Source organism: Methylobacterium planeticum, from assembly GCF_008806345.1.
Classification (GTDB): Bacteria; Pseudomonadota; Alphaproteobacteria; order Rhizobiales; family Beijerinckiaceae; genus Methylobacterium; species Methylobacterium planeticum.
Window position 1 is genome coordinate 19,909 of record NZ_VZZJ01000007.1, and the last position, 16,708, is coordinate 36,616.

The following is a 16,708-nucleotide window of genomic DNA, read 5'->3' on the forward strand; positions in this document are numbered from 1 at the left end:
GTCCAAGACCCTAATGGACCGATCATGCGGCTCATGCAGGGCTGACAATGTCCGTTGGGGTATACCGATCCGAGACAGCGCGTGAGACACTTTTGGCGTCCCGACAGGGTCGGTTCCGGTTTTCGAGACACGGTCTAGAGTGAGTCCACAGCCTACAGAGACGGCACGGAACCTGTAGCATCGAAGCGCCGAACACGGCGCCACTGCCAAAATCTGAGCCCTTATTCGGCCGGGACTGCTAGGGAATCAGCGGGGCTCTCGTGAGCCGTCCAGCCGCCGGACCGGTAAGCCCTGATGCAGGCTTGGATGCCATAGTAGAGGATGCTGATCTCCACGAGGACGAAAAGGCATGCGAGTGCGGCATCGATGCGATCGTTGAAGACGATCTGACTCATCTGACTCGCATCTTTTGCCGGAGCGAGCACCTGTGCCTGCGCCAATGCCGTCGAATAGCGACTGGCGTGCGAGAGGAAGCCAATAAAGGGATCGGGATGGAAGACTTTTTGTAGGCCCGCCGTCAGGGTACAGATCGCAAGCCAGACTGTCGGGACGATGGTGACCCAGGCATAACGCTCGCGCTTCATCTTGAAGATCACGACCGTGCAGAGCGTCAGGGCGACCGCTGCGAGCATCTGATTTGAGATGCCGAAGAGCGGCCACAAGGTGTTCACGCCACCCAGCGGGTCGGTCACACCCTGGTAGAGGAAATAGCCCCAGGCACTGACGCACAGTGCGGTTGCCACGATGCTCGATCCCCATGATGCCGTGTTGGCGAGCCCCGGTGCAAAGATGCCCAGCAGATCCTGAAGCATGAAGCGTCCCGCCCGCGTACCCGCGTCCACGGCGGTGAGGATGAACAAAGCCTCGAACAGGATGGCGAAGTGATACCAGAACGCCATCATCGCCTTGCCGCCAATGGCGGACGAGAAGATCTGCGCCATGCCAACAGCAAGCGTCGGCGCGCCGCCAGCGCGCGAGATCACGGTGTGCTCGCCGACATCCTTTGCGGTCTGGTCAATCTGCTCAGGCGTAATCGCGAAGCCCCAGTCCGTGACTTTTGCGGCGGCGCTCGCCGACGTCGTGCCGATCTGGGCAGACGGCGAGTTCATGGTGAAGTAGATGCCGGGCTCGATGATGCTGGCCGAGACCAGGGCCATGATGGCGACGAACGACTCCATCAGCATGCCGCCGTAACCGATGAAGCGAGCATTGGCCTCATTGTCGATCAGCTTCGGCGTCGTCCCCGATGCGATCAGGGCATGGAAGCCTGACACCGCCCCACATGCAATGGTGATGAACAGGAACGGGAACAGCGCGCCCGACCAGACCGGACCGGTGCCGTCCACGAACCGCGTCACCGACGGCATCTTGAGGTCGGGTGCGACGAACAGGATTCCGAGCGCGAGCGCTGAGATTGCCCCGATTTTGAGGAACGTCGAGAGATAGTCACGCGGCGCCAGGAGCAGCCACACCGGCAAGATCGAAGCGACGAAGCCGTAGCCGATCAAGAGCCAGCAGAACTGCGTGCCGGTGTAGGTGAAGTAGGGCGACCATGTCGGGCTCTCGGCGATGTTCTGGCCGAAAACGATCGCCAGCATCAGCAAGACGAACCCGATGATTGACACCTCGCCGATTGCGCCAGGACGAATGTAGCGGGTGTAAAGTCCCATGAAAATGGCGATCGGGATCGTCGCCGCGACGGTGAAGGTCCCCCAGGGACTTTCGGCCAGCGCCTTGACAACGATCAGCGCGAGCACGGCCAGAATAATGACCATGATCATGAAGGTACCAAACAGCGCAATGACGCCCGGCACCGGCCCGAGTTCGCCGCGGATCAACTCGCCGAGTGAGCGCCCGTCGCGACGCATCGAGACGAACAGGACCATGGAGTCTTGTACTGACCCAGCGAGCACGACACCGGCCAAGATCCACATCGTGCCCGGGAGGTAGCCCATCTGCGCAGCGAGCACCGGCCCGACCAGCGGCCCCGCTCCGGCGATGGCTGCGAAGTGGTGGCCGAACAGAACATACTTGTTGGTGGGGACGTAATCGAGCCCGTCATTGTGGCGCACGGCGGGCGTGGGCCGGGCCGGGTCCAGGCGCATCACCTTCCCGGCGATGAAGAGCGAGTAGTAGCGATAGGCGAGCAGATAGACCGCAATCGCTGCGACCACGATCCAAAGGGCGTTGATGTGCTCGCCTCGATTGGTCGCAACGATTGCCAACGCGACCGCCCCGAGCGTACCGATGAGAACCCAGGGGCCATGAGATCGAATGGTGGCCGTCATGGCGGACTCCCTCTCTGCTTGAGTTGACCCGTTAGCGATGCCGTATTCTGAATCTATCACCGAAACACTCGGGAGCTATTTGCGCCCGGCGTCACCCCGGGAGCGCCTATGAAACGACGACCGGACAGAAGAGCGGAGCGATAGGGCCTGTCGGCCATCGTTGATGCGCTTCAGATCGGCTCTCATGTTAACGCCTTCCGTGTTCCTACGTCTCCAGAACGTATGTGCCCGGTGCATCCGCCAGCGGCGGGTGCTGCGCGCTGCCCAAAGGCGGTGGCGCGCTCGTCGAACCGCCCCGGTCGGAGAGCCAAGCCGACCAGTCCGGCCACCAGCTGCCCTCGTGCTTCGTCGCGCTCTGCCGCCACTTCTCTGGACTGCTCGCCGCTCCGTTGCTGCCCTCTCGGGTCCAAAAAGCTCCTTTGCCGCCCGGAGGATTGATGATGCCCGCGACATGACCGCTCGAGGCGAGCACGTACCGCACCTCTCCGCCGAACAGTTGCGTGATGCGCCAAGCCGACTCCCAGGGCACGATATGGTCCTTCTCGCAGCCGACCGCATAGGTGTCCTGGCGGATGCGACCGAGGTCGATCGCCTCGTCCTTGAGCATGATCTTGCACGGCTTGATGAGGTTGTTCTCAACATAAGTGTTGCGAAGGTACCAGCTGTGCGCAGCCCGCGTCATGCGCGTGCCGTCGCTGTTCCAGTACAAAAGATCGAACGCGGGAGCCTTGTTGCCCAGCAGGTAGTTGTTGACCACGTTGGCCCAGATCAGATCGTTCGACCGCAGCAGGCTGAACATGTTGCCCATTTCGCGGCTGTCGAGATAGCCGCGCTCCATCATCTGCTGCTCAACGAGGTTGATGGTTGGCTCATCCATGAACACCACCGTGTCGCCGACCCGCGAGAAGTCCTGCGGCGAGACGTTGAAGCTTGCGGAGCTGAACCGCTCGTCGCCCTTGGCCGCCAGTGTGGCGAGGGTGAGCGTCAGGAGCACACCCCCGATGCAGTAGCCCATCGCGTTGACGCTTGGGCTACCGGTGATCTCGCGCACGACGTCGCTGGCTTCCAGCGGACCAAGGTCCATGTAGTCTTCAATACCGATGTCATCCATCGTGGCATCGGGGTTCTTCCAGGAGATCACGAACACCGTGAAGCCCTGGCCAACCAAGTAACGAATCATGCTGTTATTGGGTTGCATGTCGAGGATGTAGTACTTGTTGATCCATGGCGGCAGGATGAGCAGCGGGATCTGATAAACCTGCTCCGTCGTGGGTGTGTACTGAATCAGCTCCGTCAGCTTGTTGCGGTGGACGACCTTGCCGGGCGTGAGTGCGAGGTTGCGCCCTGGTGCAAAAGCCTGCGCATCGACCATGCTGAGGCGCCCGGCTTTCAGATCATCGAGTAAGTTGCGGGCCCCGTCTGCGAGACTGGCGCCCCCGGTCTCGACGGCCTTGCGCAGAGCTACAGGGTTCGACATCAACATCAAAGAGGGGCTCATCGCATCCACGAACTGGCGCAGATGGAAGTTGAGGCGCTGGCGCTCAGCCTCATCCATATCGGCCGCGTCACCCTGCTCCAGCAGCCAATCCGAGGCGAGAAGATATAGTTGCTTGAGCGTCACGTAGGCGGGGTTGGTCCGCCACTCCGGTGCAGCAAAGCGCTTGTCGGTTGAACGAGCGGCCGGTTGGCTGACGGCAGACAAACCGAACAGGCTGAGCCAGCGCTGTCCTGCCTCCTGCCAGGCCTCGAAATATGAGCGCCACAGGCCCTGGTTGAACTCGACCAGCGACATGGCCGCCTTCGGCTTCCCGGCGGAGCGCAGCCAGACCGTTCGCAGGGCCCACGCGATGCTGGCCCAATCGATGGGTACGACCTCACGAAGCGGGTTCGCGTTCCAGATCTCATCGAGGGAGCGGAGCAGCGGATCGCTCGCCAGGCTCTTGCCGAGTTGGTCGGCGCTCGCAGGAAGGCCGGGGAGGCTGAGCGTGCCGGGCATGGTCTGCCATTGCGCCCAGCCGAGATTCTGTGCGGCTTGGGGCGCGGCGGAAAACTGCCCCATCCAGGCGGTCCACATGCCCAGCATCTGATCCGGACTCTGCGGACTGATGGCGCTCGGCGTCGCCTGCTCCCCTTTGCTCTGACCCGACTGCGCTGGACCTCCACCTGTGTTCTGATCCGACATGGCGTTCCTCCCGAGCCGTTATTTGCGGAAGCGGCGGCTTCGACGGCCGGACAGGGAGGCCTGCCGTCACAGCGGAGCATCCCGCAGTGCTTGATCAGCACAATTCTGATCTGAGCAAATTCGATCCGATCGGCGATCCAACCCAGGCGGGGTCGGCGGTACGTCGCGACGAAACTCTCCGAAACCGTCCGGCTGCGAACCGTCTTGGGCTCTCCCAGGGGCTCAAATAATCCCGGCACTTGGCGCCGTCGGCTGACAGTCTGCGGCGAGTGTCAGCAGCTTGGGTGGGCGCAAATCGAACCAAGGCAATCTTCGACCTAACCTGCTCGATCGAAGCGGGCGTCAGGGAGGATGACATGGAGCGCAGTCGCGATCTCGACCCGATCGAGACCCAGGAGTGGCTCGACTCCCTCGACGGCGTCCTGGAAGTCGAGGGCGCGGAACGGGCGCATTTCCTGATCGAACGGGTGATCGACGGGGCGCGCAAGAAGGGCGCCCCGGTTCCGTACTCGGCCAATACAGCTTATCTCAACACGATCCCGGTCGAGAAGCAGGATTCCCACCCCGGCGATCGCGTCCTCGAACACCGCATCCGCTCGGCGATTCGGTGGAACGCCATCGCGATCATCTTGCGTGCCAATAAGGAATCGTCCGAACTCGGCGGCCACATCGCCAGCTTCCAGTCGGCGGCGACCCTCTATGACACTGGATTTATGCATTTCTGGCGCGCGGCGAGCGAGACGCACGGCGGTGATCTCATCTATTTCCAGGGTCATTCCTCACCTGGTATCTATGCCCGCGCCTTCCTCGAAGGCCGCCTCACCGAGGAGCAACTTCTAACCTTCCGTCAGGAGGTCGGCGGAAAGGGCCTATCGTCCTATCCCCATCCCTGGCTGATGCCCGACTTCTGGCAGTTCCCGACCGTCTCGATGGGCCTCGGGCCCCTGATGGCGATCTATCAGGCGCGCTACCTCCGCTACCTGCATCATCGAGGGCACGCCAACACTGACGGCCGCAAGGTCTGGGCCTTCATGGGCGACGGCGAGATGGACGAGCCGGAGAGCCTGGGTGCCATTGCACTCGCGGCCCGGGAGAAGCTCGACAATCTCGTCTTCGTCATCAACTGCAACCTCCAGCGCCTCGACGGGCCGGTGCGGGGCAACGGCAAGATCGTGCAGGAACTCGAGGCCGATTTCCGTGGCGCCGGATGGAACGTGATCAAGGTGCTGTGGGGCTCCGGCTGGGACGCGCTGCTTGCTCGCGATACCTCCGGCATGCTCGCTCGCCTGATGGAGGAGTGCGTCGACGGCGAGTACCAGGACTTCAAGTCGAAGGACGGCTCCTATGTCCGTGAGCACTTTTTCGGCAAGTATCCGGAAACGGCGGCGCTGGTGGCAGAGTGGAGCGATGACGATATCTGGCGTCTGACCCGCGGCGGCCACGATCCCAGCAAGGTGTTCGCCGCCTACAGCGCCGCAGTCAAGCACAAGGGCCAGCCGACCCTCATCCTTGCCAAGACTGTCAAAGGCTATGGCATGGGCGAGTCGGGCGAGGGGCAGAACATCACGCACCAGCAGAAGAAGATGGGCGAGGCGGTTCTTCGCCAGTTTCGCGACCGCTTCCAGATCGATTTGAGCGACGAGCAAATTACGGAGATCCCGTTTATCCGCTTCCCCGAGGGAAGCCCAGAAATGCGCTACCTCCAGGCTCGGCGGCAGGCACTCGGCGGATCGCTACCGGCGCGGCGGCAGAAGTCGCGGAGCCTGCAGGTGCCACCCCTCTCCGCCTTCGCGGCGCAGCTCAAGGAGACGGCGGGCCGCGAGATTTCAACCACAATGGCCTTCGTGCGGGTGCTGAACACACTCCTGCGCGACAAGAACATCGGCGACCGCATCGTGCCGATCGTGCCGGATGAGAGCCGTACGTTCGGCATGGAAGGCATGTTCCGGCAGTTCGGCATCTTCAGCCAGGTCGGCCAGCTTTATAGGCCGGAGGATGCCAACCAACTCATGTACTACAGGGAGGATACCAAGGGTCAGATGCTTCAGGAGGGCATCAACGAGCCTGGGGCGATGTCCTCATGGATCGCGGCGGCGACCTCCTACTCGCACTCGGACGCACCGACGATCCCGTTCTACATCTACTACTCGATGTTCGGTTTTCAGCGGGTCGGCGATCTCGCATGGGCCGCGGGCGACATGCGCGCGCGCGGCTTCTTGATCGGAGGTACGGCGGGCCGAACCACGCTCAATGGCGAGGGCCTCCAGCACGAGGACGGCCACAGCCACCTGTTCTCGTCCACGATCCCGAACTGCGTCTCGTACGATCCGACCTTTTCCTACGAGGTCGCGGTGATCGTCCAGGACGGGCTTCGCCGGATGTACGCGGAGCAGGAGGATATTTTCTACTACATCACCGTGATGAACGAGAATTACGAGCATCCCGGCATGCCGGAGGGCGTCGAGGCCGGGATCATCAAAGGCATGTATCTGTTCCGTGAAGGCAAGGCAGGCAGGAAGGGCGGCAAGAAGGATAGCTTGCGGGTACAGCTTCTCGGGAGCGGCACCATCCTGCGGGAGGTGATCGCCGCAGCCGACATGCTTGAGGCGGATTTCGGCGTTTCGGCCGATATCTGGAGCTGCCCGAGCTTCACAGAGCTTCGCCGAGAGGCGATGGCGGCCGAGCGTTGGAACCTCCTGCATCCGACCGAGGCGCCGCGGAAGTCTCACGTCGAGACTTGCCTCTCAGATCGCTCCGGCCCGGTGATCGCCGCAACCGACTACATGCGGCTGTTCGCTGACCAGATCCGCACCTGGGTGCCGGGGCGCTATCGCGTGCTCGGGACTGACGGTTTTGGTCGGTCCGACTACCGCGCCCGCCTGCGCGATTTTTTCGAGGTCGACCGGCGTTGGATCACGGTCGCGGCCCTGCACAGCCTCGCCGAGGAGGGAGCGGTTCCGGGAAGCACCGTCTCCGAGGCCATCGTGAGATATGGCATCGATCCGGGAAAGCCGGGCCCCTGGACCATGTGAGACTGGCGAGACGCGCAGTGGGCGAGCTTCAAGACGCCCCCAGCGGATCGTGATCGAACGCCAGGGTCCGTCAGAGGCCCGGTAGACAGCTGAGACAGGGAGAAAAGCCAGTGGGCATCGAGGTCAAGGTTCCCGACATCGGCGATTTCACGAACGTCCCGATCGTCGAAGTGTTCGTGAAGGAGGGCGACACAATCGGTCCTGAGGATCCGTTGGTTTCGCTCGAATCCGACAAGGCGACGATGGATGTGCCATCGCCGCAGGCCGGAGTCGTCGAGAAGATCCTGATCAAGCTCGGCGATAAGGTCAGCGAGGGCTCACCGATCATCCTACTGAAGGGCGACGCCGACACGAAGGGGGAAGATGCCGGGCCGGCTTTGGCCGACACAGCGGCCCTTGTAACCAAGTCGGAGCCTGCAGTTGCGGCCGTTGCAGCTCCAGCTTCCGCTGCGACAGGGGCTTCAGCAATCTCCGGCTCCGCCATCACAGATTTTTCGCAGGTTCATGCCAGCCCTTCGGTCCGGCGCATCGCGCGCGAGCTCGGCGTCGATCTCACCGTGGTCAAGGGCACCGGCGAGAAAGGACGCATCACCAAGGAGGATGTGAGGGGCCATCTCACTCGTGCAGCCGCCCCCCCAGCCTCTGCGACCGGCGCAATCATGACCGGCGGTATGGGCATTCCGGAGATCCCGACCGTCGATTTCTCGAAATTTGGCCCAGTCGAGACCCGGCCGCTCGCCCGGATCAAGAAGATCTCGGGTCCGCACCTGCACCGCTCGTGGCTCAACGTACCCCTCGTCACGCATACAGACGAGTCAGACATCACCGAGATGGACCAGTACCGCAAGGAGCTCGACACCGCGGGTAAGGAGAAGGGCTACCGCGTCACGCTGCTGGCTTTCCTGATCAAGGCCTCGGTCTCGGCGCTGCGCCAGCATCCGGAGTTTAATGCCTCGCTCTCGCCGGAGAAGGACGTACTGATCCTCAAGCGCTACTACAATATCGGCGTAGCGGTCGATACGCCGGACGGCCTCGTGGTGCCGGTGATCAAGGACGCCGATCGCAAGGGCATCGTCGAGATTAGCCAAGAACTCGGCGCGATCTCGAAGAAGGCGCGCGATGGCAAGCTCGGTGCGGGAGACATGCAGGGCGCAAGCTTCTCGATCTCGAGCCTCGGCGGCATCGGCGGCACATCCTTCACGCCGCTCGTGAACGCGCCGGAGGTCGCCATCCTCGGCGTGCCGCGCTCGAAGATGGCACCGGTCTGGAATGGCAAGGAATTCGTGCCGCGGCTGATGTTGCCGCTTGCGGTCTCCTACGACCATCGCGTCGTCGACGGAGCGCTTGGGGCGCGCTTCACCCGCCACCTCGCTCACGTCCTGGAGGATGTCCGGCGCCTCGCCCTCTGAGGCGGCGCCGACCGACACGAGACATGCGCGACAGGCCAGAGGTGAAGCGATGAGCACGAACGAAGTCCATCTGCCCGACATCGGCGACTTCAAGGATGTCCCAGTCATCGAGGTGATCGTAAGCGCCGGCGACCGCATCTCGGTCGATGACGTTCTGATCGTTCTCGAATCCGACAAGGCGACCATGGATGTCCCATCATCTGTCAGCGGAACGGTGGCGGAGGTCAGGGTCAAAGTCGGCGACAGGATCAGCCAAGGCGACCTGATCCTCGTGATGCAGGCCACGGCCGAGACGGGCGCACCCAAGCCAGGCGTCACCGACAAGGCGAGCAAGGTCGCCCAGGCCGCCGACGGGATGAGCAACGGCGCGCACAAGCCAGGCGAGGGCCAGGCCGGATACGGCACCTCAGCCGCGGGCGCGACCCTGGACGGGACCTCGACGCGCGCAGCACCGACGCCGCAAGGCCTGGTCGCCGGCGAGAGCAGCCGGGCCGAGGTCTTGGTGCTCGGAGCTGGGCCTGGAGGCTACACCGCCGCCTTCCGGGCCGCCGATCTCGGCAAGAAGGTTGTGCTGGTCGAGCGTTGGGCGAGTCTCGGCGGCGTCTGCCTCAATGTCGGCTGCATTCCCTCGAAAGCCCTGCTGCACGCTGCCAAGGTAATCGACGAGACGCATGCGATGGCCGCGCACGGCATCAGCTTCGCGGCGCCGCAGATCGACATCGACAAGCTACGGGGCTGGAAGGACGGCGTGGTCAAGCGCCTGACTGGCGGCCTTGGTGGCTTGGCCAAGCAGCGCAAGGTCACCGTGGTGACCGGCACCGCCCGCTTCGTGAGCCCGCACCAGATCGAGGTCGAGCACGAGGGCGCCAAGCACGTCATTGGTTTCGACCAGGCGATCATCGCCGCCGGCTCCGAGCCGATCCAAATGCCGTTCATTCCGCACGGCGATCCTCGGGTGATCGACTCGACGGGAGCACTGGAACTCGATGGCGTACCGCAGCGCCTGCTCGTGATCGGAGGCGGCATCATCGGCCTGGAGATGGCGACCGTCTATCACGCACTCGGGGCCAAAGTGACGATCGTGGAGGTGATGGACCAGATCATCCCAGGCGCGGACAAGGACATCGTCACACCGCTGATGAAGCGGATCCAGAAGCAGTATGAGGCTATCTACCTCAAGTCCAAGGTGACGAATGTCGAGGCGGTCCCCGAGGGCCTGAAAGTGAGCTTCGAGGGCGGCTCGGCGCCGGCGACCGATACCTTCGACAAGATCTTGGTCTCGGTCGGGCGACGTCCGAACGGCAAGTTGATTGGGGCAGACGCCGCCGGTGTGATTGTCGACGAGCGCGGCTTCATCCCGGTCGACAAGCAGATGCGCACCAACGTCGCGCACATCTTCGCTATCGGGGACGTGGTCGGCCAGCCGATGCTGGCGCATAAGGCGACGCACGAGGGCAAGGTCGCGGCCGAGACGGCGGCGGGCAAGAACAGCTTCTTCGACGCCAAGGTGATCCCGTCGGTCGCCTATACCGACCCCGAGGTAGCCTGGGTCGGGCTTACCGAGAACGAGGCCAAGGGCAAGGGGATCAAGCTCGGCAAGGGCGTGTTTCCGTGGGCGGCGAGCGGGCGCTCGCTTTCGCTCGGGCGCGACGAGGGTCTGACCAAGGTGCTGTTCGACGAGGCCACGGACCGCATCGTCGGTTGCGCGATCGTGGGACCGTCGGCAGGCGATCTGATCGCCGAAGCGGCGCTTGCGATCGAGATGGGGGCCGATGCGGAAGACATCGGCCTGACCGTCCATCCGCATCCGACCCTGTCGGAAACGGTCGGCATGGCGGCTGAGGCCTTCGAGGGGACGATCACGGATCTCTACATGCCGAAACGACCGGCGCACTGAGCAGCCAGGAACGAGCGAGGAAGAAGCCCCTCACGCGTCGTCAATCACACGAGTCGAGGAGAAGCCGTCATGGCACTCGAACAAGGCTACGGGACAGCGGACGGCCCCTATGTCGAGACCAGCCGCAGCGGCTACGACCTGCTCAACGATCCTCTGCTCAACAAGGGTACCGGCTTCACGGACCCGGAGCGCGAGGTACTCGAGCTTCATGGGCTTCTTCCTCCGACCATCGCCACGCTCGACGAGCAGGTCGCTCGCCGCCTGCAAGCGTTCCGGCAACTGCCCAACGACTATGCGCGCTACGTCTTCCTCCGTGGCCTGCAGGACACCAACGAGGTGCTCTTCTACGCGCTCTTGGTGCGTCACCTGGAGGAGATGCTTCCGATCGTCTATACGCCCACCGTCGGCCTCGGTTGCCAGCGGTTCAGTCAAAGCTTCCGCAAGCCGCGCGGCCTCTTTCTGAGCATGCCACACAAGGACCTGATCCAACGGATCCTGAGCCACGCGCATTTCGACGATGTCGAGGCCATCGTCGTGACCGATGGCGAGCGCATCCTGGGGCTCGGCGACCAGGGCGCTGGCGGGATGGGCATCCCGATAGGGAAGCTCTCGCTCTACACGGGTTGCGGCGGTCTGCATCCCGCGACGACGCTGCCCGTCGTACTCGATGTCGGCACCGACAATCCGGAGTGCTTGTCCGATCCTCTCTACATCGGGTGGCGCCATGAACGCGTGCGTGGCCGGGCCTACGATGACTTCATCGAGGCCTTTGTAACGGCCGTCGCCGACCGCTGGCCGCACATTCTGCTGCAATGGGAGGATTTTGCACGGGACAACGCCACGCGGCTGTTGGAGCGCTATCGTGATCGGCTGTGCACCTTCAACGACGACGTTCAAGGCACCGCCGTCGTTGCGGCCGGCACGCTGCTGGCAGCGGTCAATGTCACCGGTGTGCCCATGCGCGAGCAACGCATCGCGGTGCTCGGCGCGGGCGGGGCGGGGAGCGGCATCAGCGCGCTCCTCCTGCAGGCGATGATGGAGGACGGCCTGAGCGAAGCGGAGGCTCGCCGGCGCTTCTTCCTCGTCGATCGTGACGGTCTCCTGGTCGAGGGCATGCCGGATCTGATGCCGTTCCAGCAGCCCTTCGTGCAGCCACGTGAGGCCGTTGCAGACTGGGCGCTGGAGCGCGAAGGCAGGATCGGGCTTGGTGACGTTGTTCGCAATGCACAGCCTAGTGTTCTGATCGGTGTTTCGGGCCAGCCCGGGGCTTTCTCGGAGGGCGTGATCCGGGCCATGGCGGCAGCGGTCAAGCGACCGGTGATCTTCCCGCTCTCGAATCCAACTTCGCGCACCGAGGCGACCCCATCCGACCTCATGGTCTGGACAGAAGGGCGAGCTGTGGTGGGCGCGGGCAGCCCCTTCCCGCCGGTGCTCAAGAATGGTGCCTACGTCCGCGTTGATCAGACCAACAACTCCTACGTCTTTCCTGGGATCGGTCTCGGCGCCATCGCAGTTCAAGCGCGGCGGATCTCAGACGGGATGCTGATGGCGGCGGCTCGGGCGCTCGCAGACGTGTCGCCTGCGCGCCTGAACCCTGATGCCAATCTCCTGCCGCCGGTCTCGGAGTTGCGAGACGTCTCGCTGCGTGTCGCCCAGGCGGTCGCCCTGCAAGCGCGCAAGGAAGGGCTCACCGAGCCAATGGACGCCGGAGACATCTATCAGGCGATCCGGAACAAGATGTGGACGCCGGTCTACCGGCCGTACCGGCGCGGAGGTTGAGATGGCACTTGGTCAAGACGGGACCTCGCATGCCGTCAGCACCCGATACAGTCGATGGCTGTTCGGGGAACCTCGATTGACTTGGCCCTGAGAGTTTCGACTGAACGAAACCATGAAAGCACGCCGACCAACGCAGTGCAGCGCACGGGATAGCCAATATGTAAATGCCAAACAATATCGCAGCCGACGCATAACCAAGTCGACGGCCATTGAGTTAATAGATTATTTTGAGCACTTCAGTCTGTGACCACACATCAGTAGGTCATGATCAGATTTCATACCGTTTCGGGTTGATCAGTTCGGTCTTGCTCTCTGAGGTCACCAGCGGAAGAGGGTGTGATCGCGCAAAGTGTCTGGTTGGGCTCCGAGGTCGCGGCAGCGCTGCTCGACGCGGTCTTGGATCTCGGCCCATTGGGCGAAGTGCTGATTGACAATGGACTCGTCGACGAGCCGTGAGAGATGTTCGGAGGGCTGGAGTTCGGGGGTGGAGGGCGGCCGATCGATCAATCGCAAGCCCTCGGAGACGGCGAGGCCGGTCTCAGTGTGCCAGTCGGAGCCGTCGACCAGCAGCAGGATGGGGCGCTCCTGACCCGCGCCAGCTTCCTGCGCGAACAGGGCGTCACCAACCGCGCAGGTGCGCCGTTGCGGCGGCGGCGGTCGCCAAGCGCGTCGGGCCCGAACTGATTGTAGCGGCGGGCCAGTTGCTTCAGCCCGCGCGGCACGAAGCCGGTGACGGCGGCCACAACCGACACCATCTCCCCTGGGCCAGAAGCCAGATCGCCTGATCGTGCCTTGCCGCGCAGGCTTCCGCACTGATGCGAGTACGCCAGCCCCGTTCCTCAACGCTCAGATGATCGACGATGTGGGCCCTTTTCGCCTCCGCACGAAGGCCAACGGCCTGATCCCACGTCGCCTCAGCGGGGATCCGCCCCGAGCCAATCAACCGGAAATGGTTTGACCTCATCGCCTCACAAACGCCCTGTCGATTGGCAAGAGGCGGATTAGGAGGAACGGAAGTGGTCGATCAGCTAAGCAAACCGGTCGTTCTAACGGGCGTCTCGGGCCGCCATATCCTACCAACAGCCAGCACGATGATCGGAATCAGCACGACGCTGATCGGTCTCGTGAAGCTTCTTGAGCGTGATGCCGGTCCGAGCCGGGTCGACGAGGTCGCTGGCGTCGCTGCCGTCTTCTTCCTGTTCAGCGCCGTAACGTCTCACTTCTCGACGCGGATCGAGAACCGGCCGAGGCTGAGTCGCCTGTGCGAGCAGGTGGCGGACAATCTCTTTCTGATCGGGTTGCTCTGCATAACCGGTGTCGCAGTCTTCTTCGCCTACGAGATGATCTGAGCGCTGGATTCCCCGGCGTTTTATCGCCCGCCGATCCCGAGACAGATTGCGCGGCGTCCTGCTGCATCCGGTCCAATCGGCATAAGGCAGCCAAGGGGCTGCACAACTCGAGCGTGATGACGATCAGACCAACCAACATATTCTCATCCGAACTTGAAAAAATTCGAGTGGCACACGATTGAACTCGTCGAGTCTCAAAGTTGTGCAACGAACCCGATCTGGCTGGAATGATTGCGAATAGGGGATCCTATCGGTCGACACTTTCGTAGAGCACAATGCCTGGCGCTTTCGCGGGGCTCGCCTGTTCACGAGGCTCCGAGGATGCCGGCGATGCCGAGACCGGTGCAGCATCTCTGGCGGAGCATCGGCCGCCGAGAGGAGCGGTGCGACTCAGCGAAGGGAGCCGTCAGCAGCATCCTGTGTTACCAGCCTCTCAGCAACGCGGTGCGCTGCCGACGACTGGAAGGGAACTGAATGACCGACACCGACAAGTTGGCCGAGTTGGAGCGCGAGTTCGAGCGCCTGAACAGCGAGATCAAGAATCCTGGCACCAGCGGCGATCCATCGGCAATCGGCGCATTGATGCCGCGGCTCATCGAGGTGCAGCAGGAGATCTTGGATTTGAGAGAGGGCCAGAAGGATTTCGGGAAGCCTACGAACCCACGAGATCTCTCGAGAGAGCTAAAAAGGACGAGCCCCGCAGCGATATGACCGCTCGGGGCTCCTCCATCATCCAGGTCTGACGATCCACCATGCTCCGACCGGTCTTGAGAGTCGCCGGCCGAATGATTTCGACCGTCGTGGGCTTTGGTGGATTGTTCGAGCGGCACGAGGTCAAATTGTACGAGCTGCAAGGACATCGCTGGGAATGTCACCATTGGTGCCCGCCTCAACTTTGGACGTCGATCAGATCTCGGCGCTAACTTCGAAGGGCTGCAGCGTTGCCGAGAGAATCGGCATTTTTCAGAGTTCCTGCGACCGCGCCCGATTGTACGCGTCTCTGGGCTACCGGTCGGTTGCTTCGGATGCGACCACGAACCTGGGCAACCGGTCACCTTTGGCTGTCGCCGAGCGATACGCGCTCACCCGGTACGATCCAACAGATTGGTGAGATCAATCTTATCGCCGACATGTCGCACGTTGTACTGGCCCGGCTGTTCACCGTCGCCGGCCAATCTCGCGAGCAATCGCCTCAACATCTCGAGCTTCAGTGATGACTAAGACGTATAAACTGGCGGAGGGAGCGGGATTCGAACCCGCGATACCGTTTCCGGTATACACACTTTCCAGGCGTGCGCCTTCAACCACTCGGCCACCCCTCCTTACCCAGCGCGGACCGGCATGAGGCGCCTGCGCGCCTGGGCCAATCCGGACGTTCCGGGTGGGCGTGCTGTACTCGCCACGCCCGCGCTGTGCAAGGCAGAAGGGCACGATCCGGCGAGCAAAAATCGGTGGCGTGGCTGTGCTGCCGCTTCGGCATGGTTGCGACGCCGAGGAGGCGTCAGAATTGGGCCGGGACAAGATCCGGCGGCGGCTCGACCTTGGCTGCGCAGGATCGCATCAGGTTGAGGCAGCGTAGCCGAACCTGCGGATCGCGGATCCAGAGCTCCAGGATCTCGCGGGAACTCTGATCGGGTGCGGATGCATTGACGGGGTCGGGGTCATTATCGAAGAAATCTGAAACCGGAACGCCCGGGTACCGGGCGAACTCCCGGAGATGAACCTAGGTGCGGCTATTCGTCGAGGGTGGGTCGTTCTGCGTCTCAGCGATGTGGGCCGCAGGGGCGGGCCTCGGGGCGTCCGGGGAAAACCCCGGGGATCCCGTGAGGGTGTTCGCGCCTTGGCAGCCGAAATCCGACAGGAGAGCGCAGGGTCACGCATCGCAGGTCCAAGTCCAGCGAGACCGTGACGCCAGGTTGGGGTGCCGCTATCGTCGCTTCATCGCCGCCCCAAGCTGGCGTTCCTCATGCCGCGAGTGTCGCGATGCCCCGCTATACCTTCCAGGTCGTTGTCGGCGACGATGTGCCCGCGGAGCCGTTCGTTCGCGTGCTGGCGAATGCTGATGCGGCTTGGGAGGCGGCGCGGGGCGTGATCGCGGAACTGATGGCGGCGGGCGGCGATGCGCGGCTGCTCACCGCGGCCATGGTCGTGACGGACGAGGCGGACGAGATCGTGTTCGAGTTGCCGTTCTCGGAAGTTCTGACGGTGCAAAGCGGACGGAAGGGACCCGTGCACTGACGCTGAGGCAGCGAGGAGCTGGTCGGCCTGCGGCATCAGGCCAGGACAGGGCACAAAGTATTTGAGGTTGAATGCTTAGCGCAAAGGACTCGCGCTGATCGCTCAAGCTACGCTGAGATCAGACCGAGATCAAAAATCCTCAGGAAATCATGTCGAGCTTTGCGGTCTCAAGTCCGGGGGCGCGGATTGCTTCGGGCAGCGAGGCGTAATCGCGGTATCCGGCTTCCCGGGCCATGGCGTCGAGGGCGATCTGCTCGTTGTCGGCCGAGCCCGTCCAGAGAATGGCACCGCTTGTCTTCTGCCTGATCTGGAAGATACTCATGGAGCGGCTCCGGGTGGGGCGTTGACGAATTGGTAACGATGGTGAGGGCAACTGGTTGCAGGTCGGCGTTCGGAATGGAACTAATCATGAACGATTCCGCCACGTTCCGGCCCTCCGTGGTGATGCTGCCGGATTGACGCCATGAAAGCGCCGGGCTTCCCTGCAGGATGCCGGCGCGGGCGTTCCGGCCCGGTTAAGCGAGACTGGTCCGT

10 protein-coding genes and 1 tRNA gene are annotated in these 16,708 nt (G+C 63.0%); 7 read left to right on the forward strand and 4 right to left on the reverse strand.

Going from position 1 to position 16,708, the window contains the following annotated elements:
• Positions 1–221 precede the first annotated feature (221 nt).
• Both F6X51_RS10335 and F6X51_RS10340 read right to left on the reverse strand, forming a co-directional pair.
• On the reverse strand, positions 222–2,288 hold the full coding sequence (locus tag F6X51_RS10335) for a carbon starvation CstA family protein (RefSeq protein WP_150963276.1): 2,067 nt from the start codon (positions 2,286–2,288) through the stop codon (positions 222–224).
• Positions 2,289–2,493: 205 nt separating this feature from the next.
• Complete coding sequence (locus tag F6X51_RS10340) at positions 2,494–4,470, reverse strand: PHA/PHB synthase family protein (protein ID WP_150963278.1); 1,977 nt, start codon at positions 4,468–4,470, stop codon at positions 2,494–2,496.
• 356 nt (positions 4,471–4,826) lie between these two features.
• Here F6X51_RS10340 and aceE point away from each other — a divergent pair, with 356 nt between their 5' ends.
• The 6 genes from aceE to F6X51_RS10370 all read left to right on the forward strand — a co-directional run bounded on the left by aceE (position 4,827) and on the right by F6X51_RS10370 (position 14,647).
• Positions 4,827–7,502 (forward strand): pyruvate dehydrogenase (acetyl-transferring), homodimeric type, encoded by a 2,676-nt coding sequence (gene aceE, locus F6X51_RS10345; protein ID WP_150963280.1) that lies wholly within the window; start codon positions 4,827–4,829, stop codon positions 7,500–7,502.
• Between the two features lie 110 nt (positions 7,503–7,612).
• The gene (gene aceF / locus F6X51_RS10350; RefSeq protein ID WP_150963282.1) at positions 7,613–8,911 is read left to right on the forward strand and encodes a dihydrolipoyllysine-residue acetyltransferase; all 1,299 of its coding nucleotides are present in this window, start codon (positions 7,613–7,615) and stop codon (positions 8,909–8,911) included.
• A 49-nt stretch (positions 8,912–8,960) separates the two neighbouring features.
• Positions 8,961–10,808 (forward strand): dihydrolipoyl dehydrogenase, encoded by a 1,848-nt coding sequence (gene lpdA / locus F6X51_RS10355; RefSeq protein WP_150963284.1) that lies wholly within the window; start codon positions 8,961–8,963, stop codon positions 10,806–10,808.
• A gap of 69 nt (positions 10,809–10,877) precedes the next feature.
• Positions 10,878–12,587, forward strand: a complete 1,710-nt coding sequence (locus F6X51_RS10360; protein ID WP_150963286.1) for an NAD-dependent malic enzyme — start codon at positions 10,878–10,880, stop codon at positions 12,585–12,587.
• Positions 12,588–13,603: 1,016 nt separating this feature from the next.
• Complete coding sequence (locus F6X51_RS10365; RefSeq protein ID WP_150963288.1) at positions 13,604–13,936, forward strand: hypothetical protein; 333 nt, start codon at positions 13,604–13,606, stop codon at positions 13,934–13,936.
• Positions 13,937–14,410: 474 nt separating this feature from the next.
• Positions 14,411–14,647 carry a hypothetical protein gene (locus tag F6X51_RS10370; protein ID WP_150963290.1) on the forward strand — a complete coding sequence of 79 codons (237 nt, stop codon included), beginning with the start codon at positions 14,411–14,413 and terminating at the stop codon, positions 14,645–14,647.
• A 521-nt stretch (positions 14,648–15,168) separates the two neighbouring features.
• Here F6X51_RS10370 and F6X51_RS10375 read toward each other — a convergent pair.
• A tRNA-Ser gene (locus tag F6X51_RS10375) sits at positions 15,169–15,258 on the reverse strand.
• A gap of 661 nt (positions 15,259–15,919) precedes the next feature.
• On the opposite strand from F6X51_RS10375, the gene F6X51_RS10380 reads away from it, so the two are divergent.
• Positions 15,920–16,174 carry a DUF6894 family protein gene (locus tag F6X51_RS10380; protein WP_150963292.1) on the forward strand — a complete coding sequence of 85 codons (255 nt, stop codon included), beginning with the start codon at positions 15,920–15,922 and terminating at the stop codon, positions 16,172–16,174.
• Positions 16,175–16,313: 139 nt separating this feature from the next.
• Here the strand turns inward: F6X51_RS10380 and F6X51_RS10385 are convergent, their stop codons facing one another.
• Complete coding sequence (locus tag F6X51_RS10385; protein WP_150963294.1) at positions 16,314–16,496, reverse strand: hypothetical protein; 183 nt, start codon at positions 16,494–16,496, stop codon at positions 16,314–16,316.
• Positions 16,497–16,708: the final 212 nt, after the last annotated feature.

What these genes read in the sequence shown, in the direction of transcription:
- F6X51_RS10335 (WP_150963276.1), bottom strand. Translation starts at nt 2,288, where the DNA reads ATGACGGCCACCATTCGATCTCATGGCCCCTGGGTTCTCATCGGTACG.
- F6X51_RS10340 (WP_150963278.1), bottom strand. Translation starts at nt 4,470, where the DNA reads ATGTCGGATCAGAACACAGGTGGAGGTCCAGCGCAGTCGGGTCAGAGC.
- aceE (WP_150963280.1), top strand. Translation starts at nt 4,827, where the DNA reads ATGGAGCGCAGTCGCGATCTCGACCCGATCGAGACCCAGGAGTGGCTC.
- lpdA (WP_150963284.1), top strand. Translation starts at nt 8,961, where the DNA reads ATGAGCACGAACGAAGTCCATCTGCCCGACATCGGCGACTTCAAGGAT.
- F6X51_RS10360 (WP_150963286.1), top strand. Translation starts at nt 10,878, where the DNA reads ATGGCACTCGAACAAGGCTACGGGACAGCGGACGGCCCCTATGTCGAG.
- F6X51_RS10370 (WP_150963290.1), top strand. Translation starts at nt 14,411, where the DNA reads ATGACCGACACCGACAAGTTGGCCGAGTTGGAGCGCGAGTTCGAGCGC.
- F6X51_RS10380 (WP_150963292.1), top strand. Translation starts at nt 15,920, where the DNA reads ATGCCCCGCTATACCTTCCAGGTCGTTGTCGGCGACGATGTGCCCGCG.
- F6X51_RS10385 (WP_150963294.1), bottom strand. Translation starts at nt 16,496, where the DNA reads ATGAGTATCTTCCAGATCAGGCAGAAGACAAGCGGTGCCATTCTCTGG.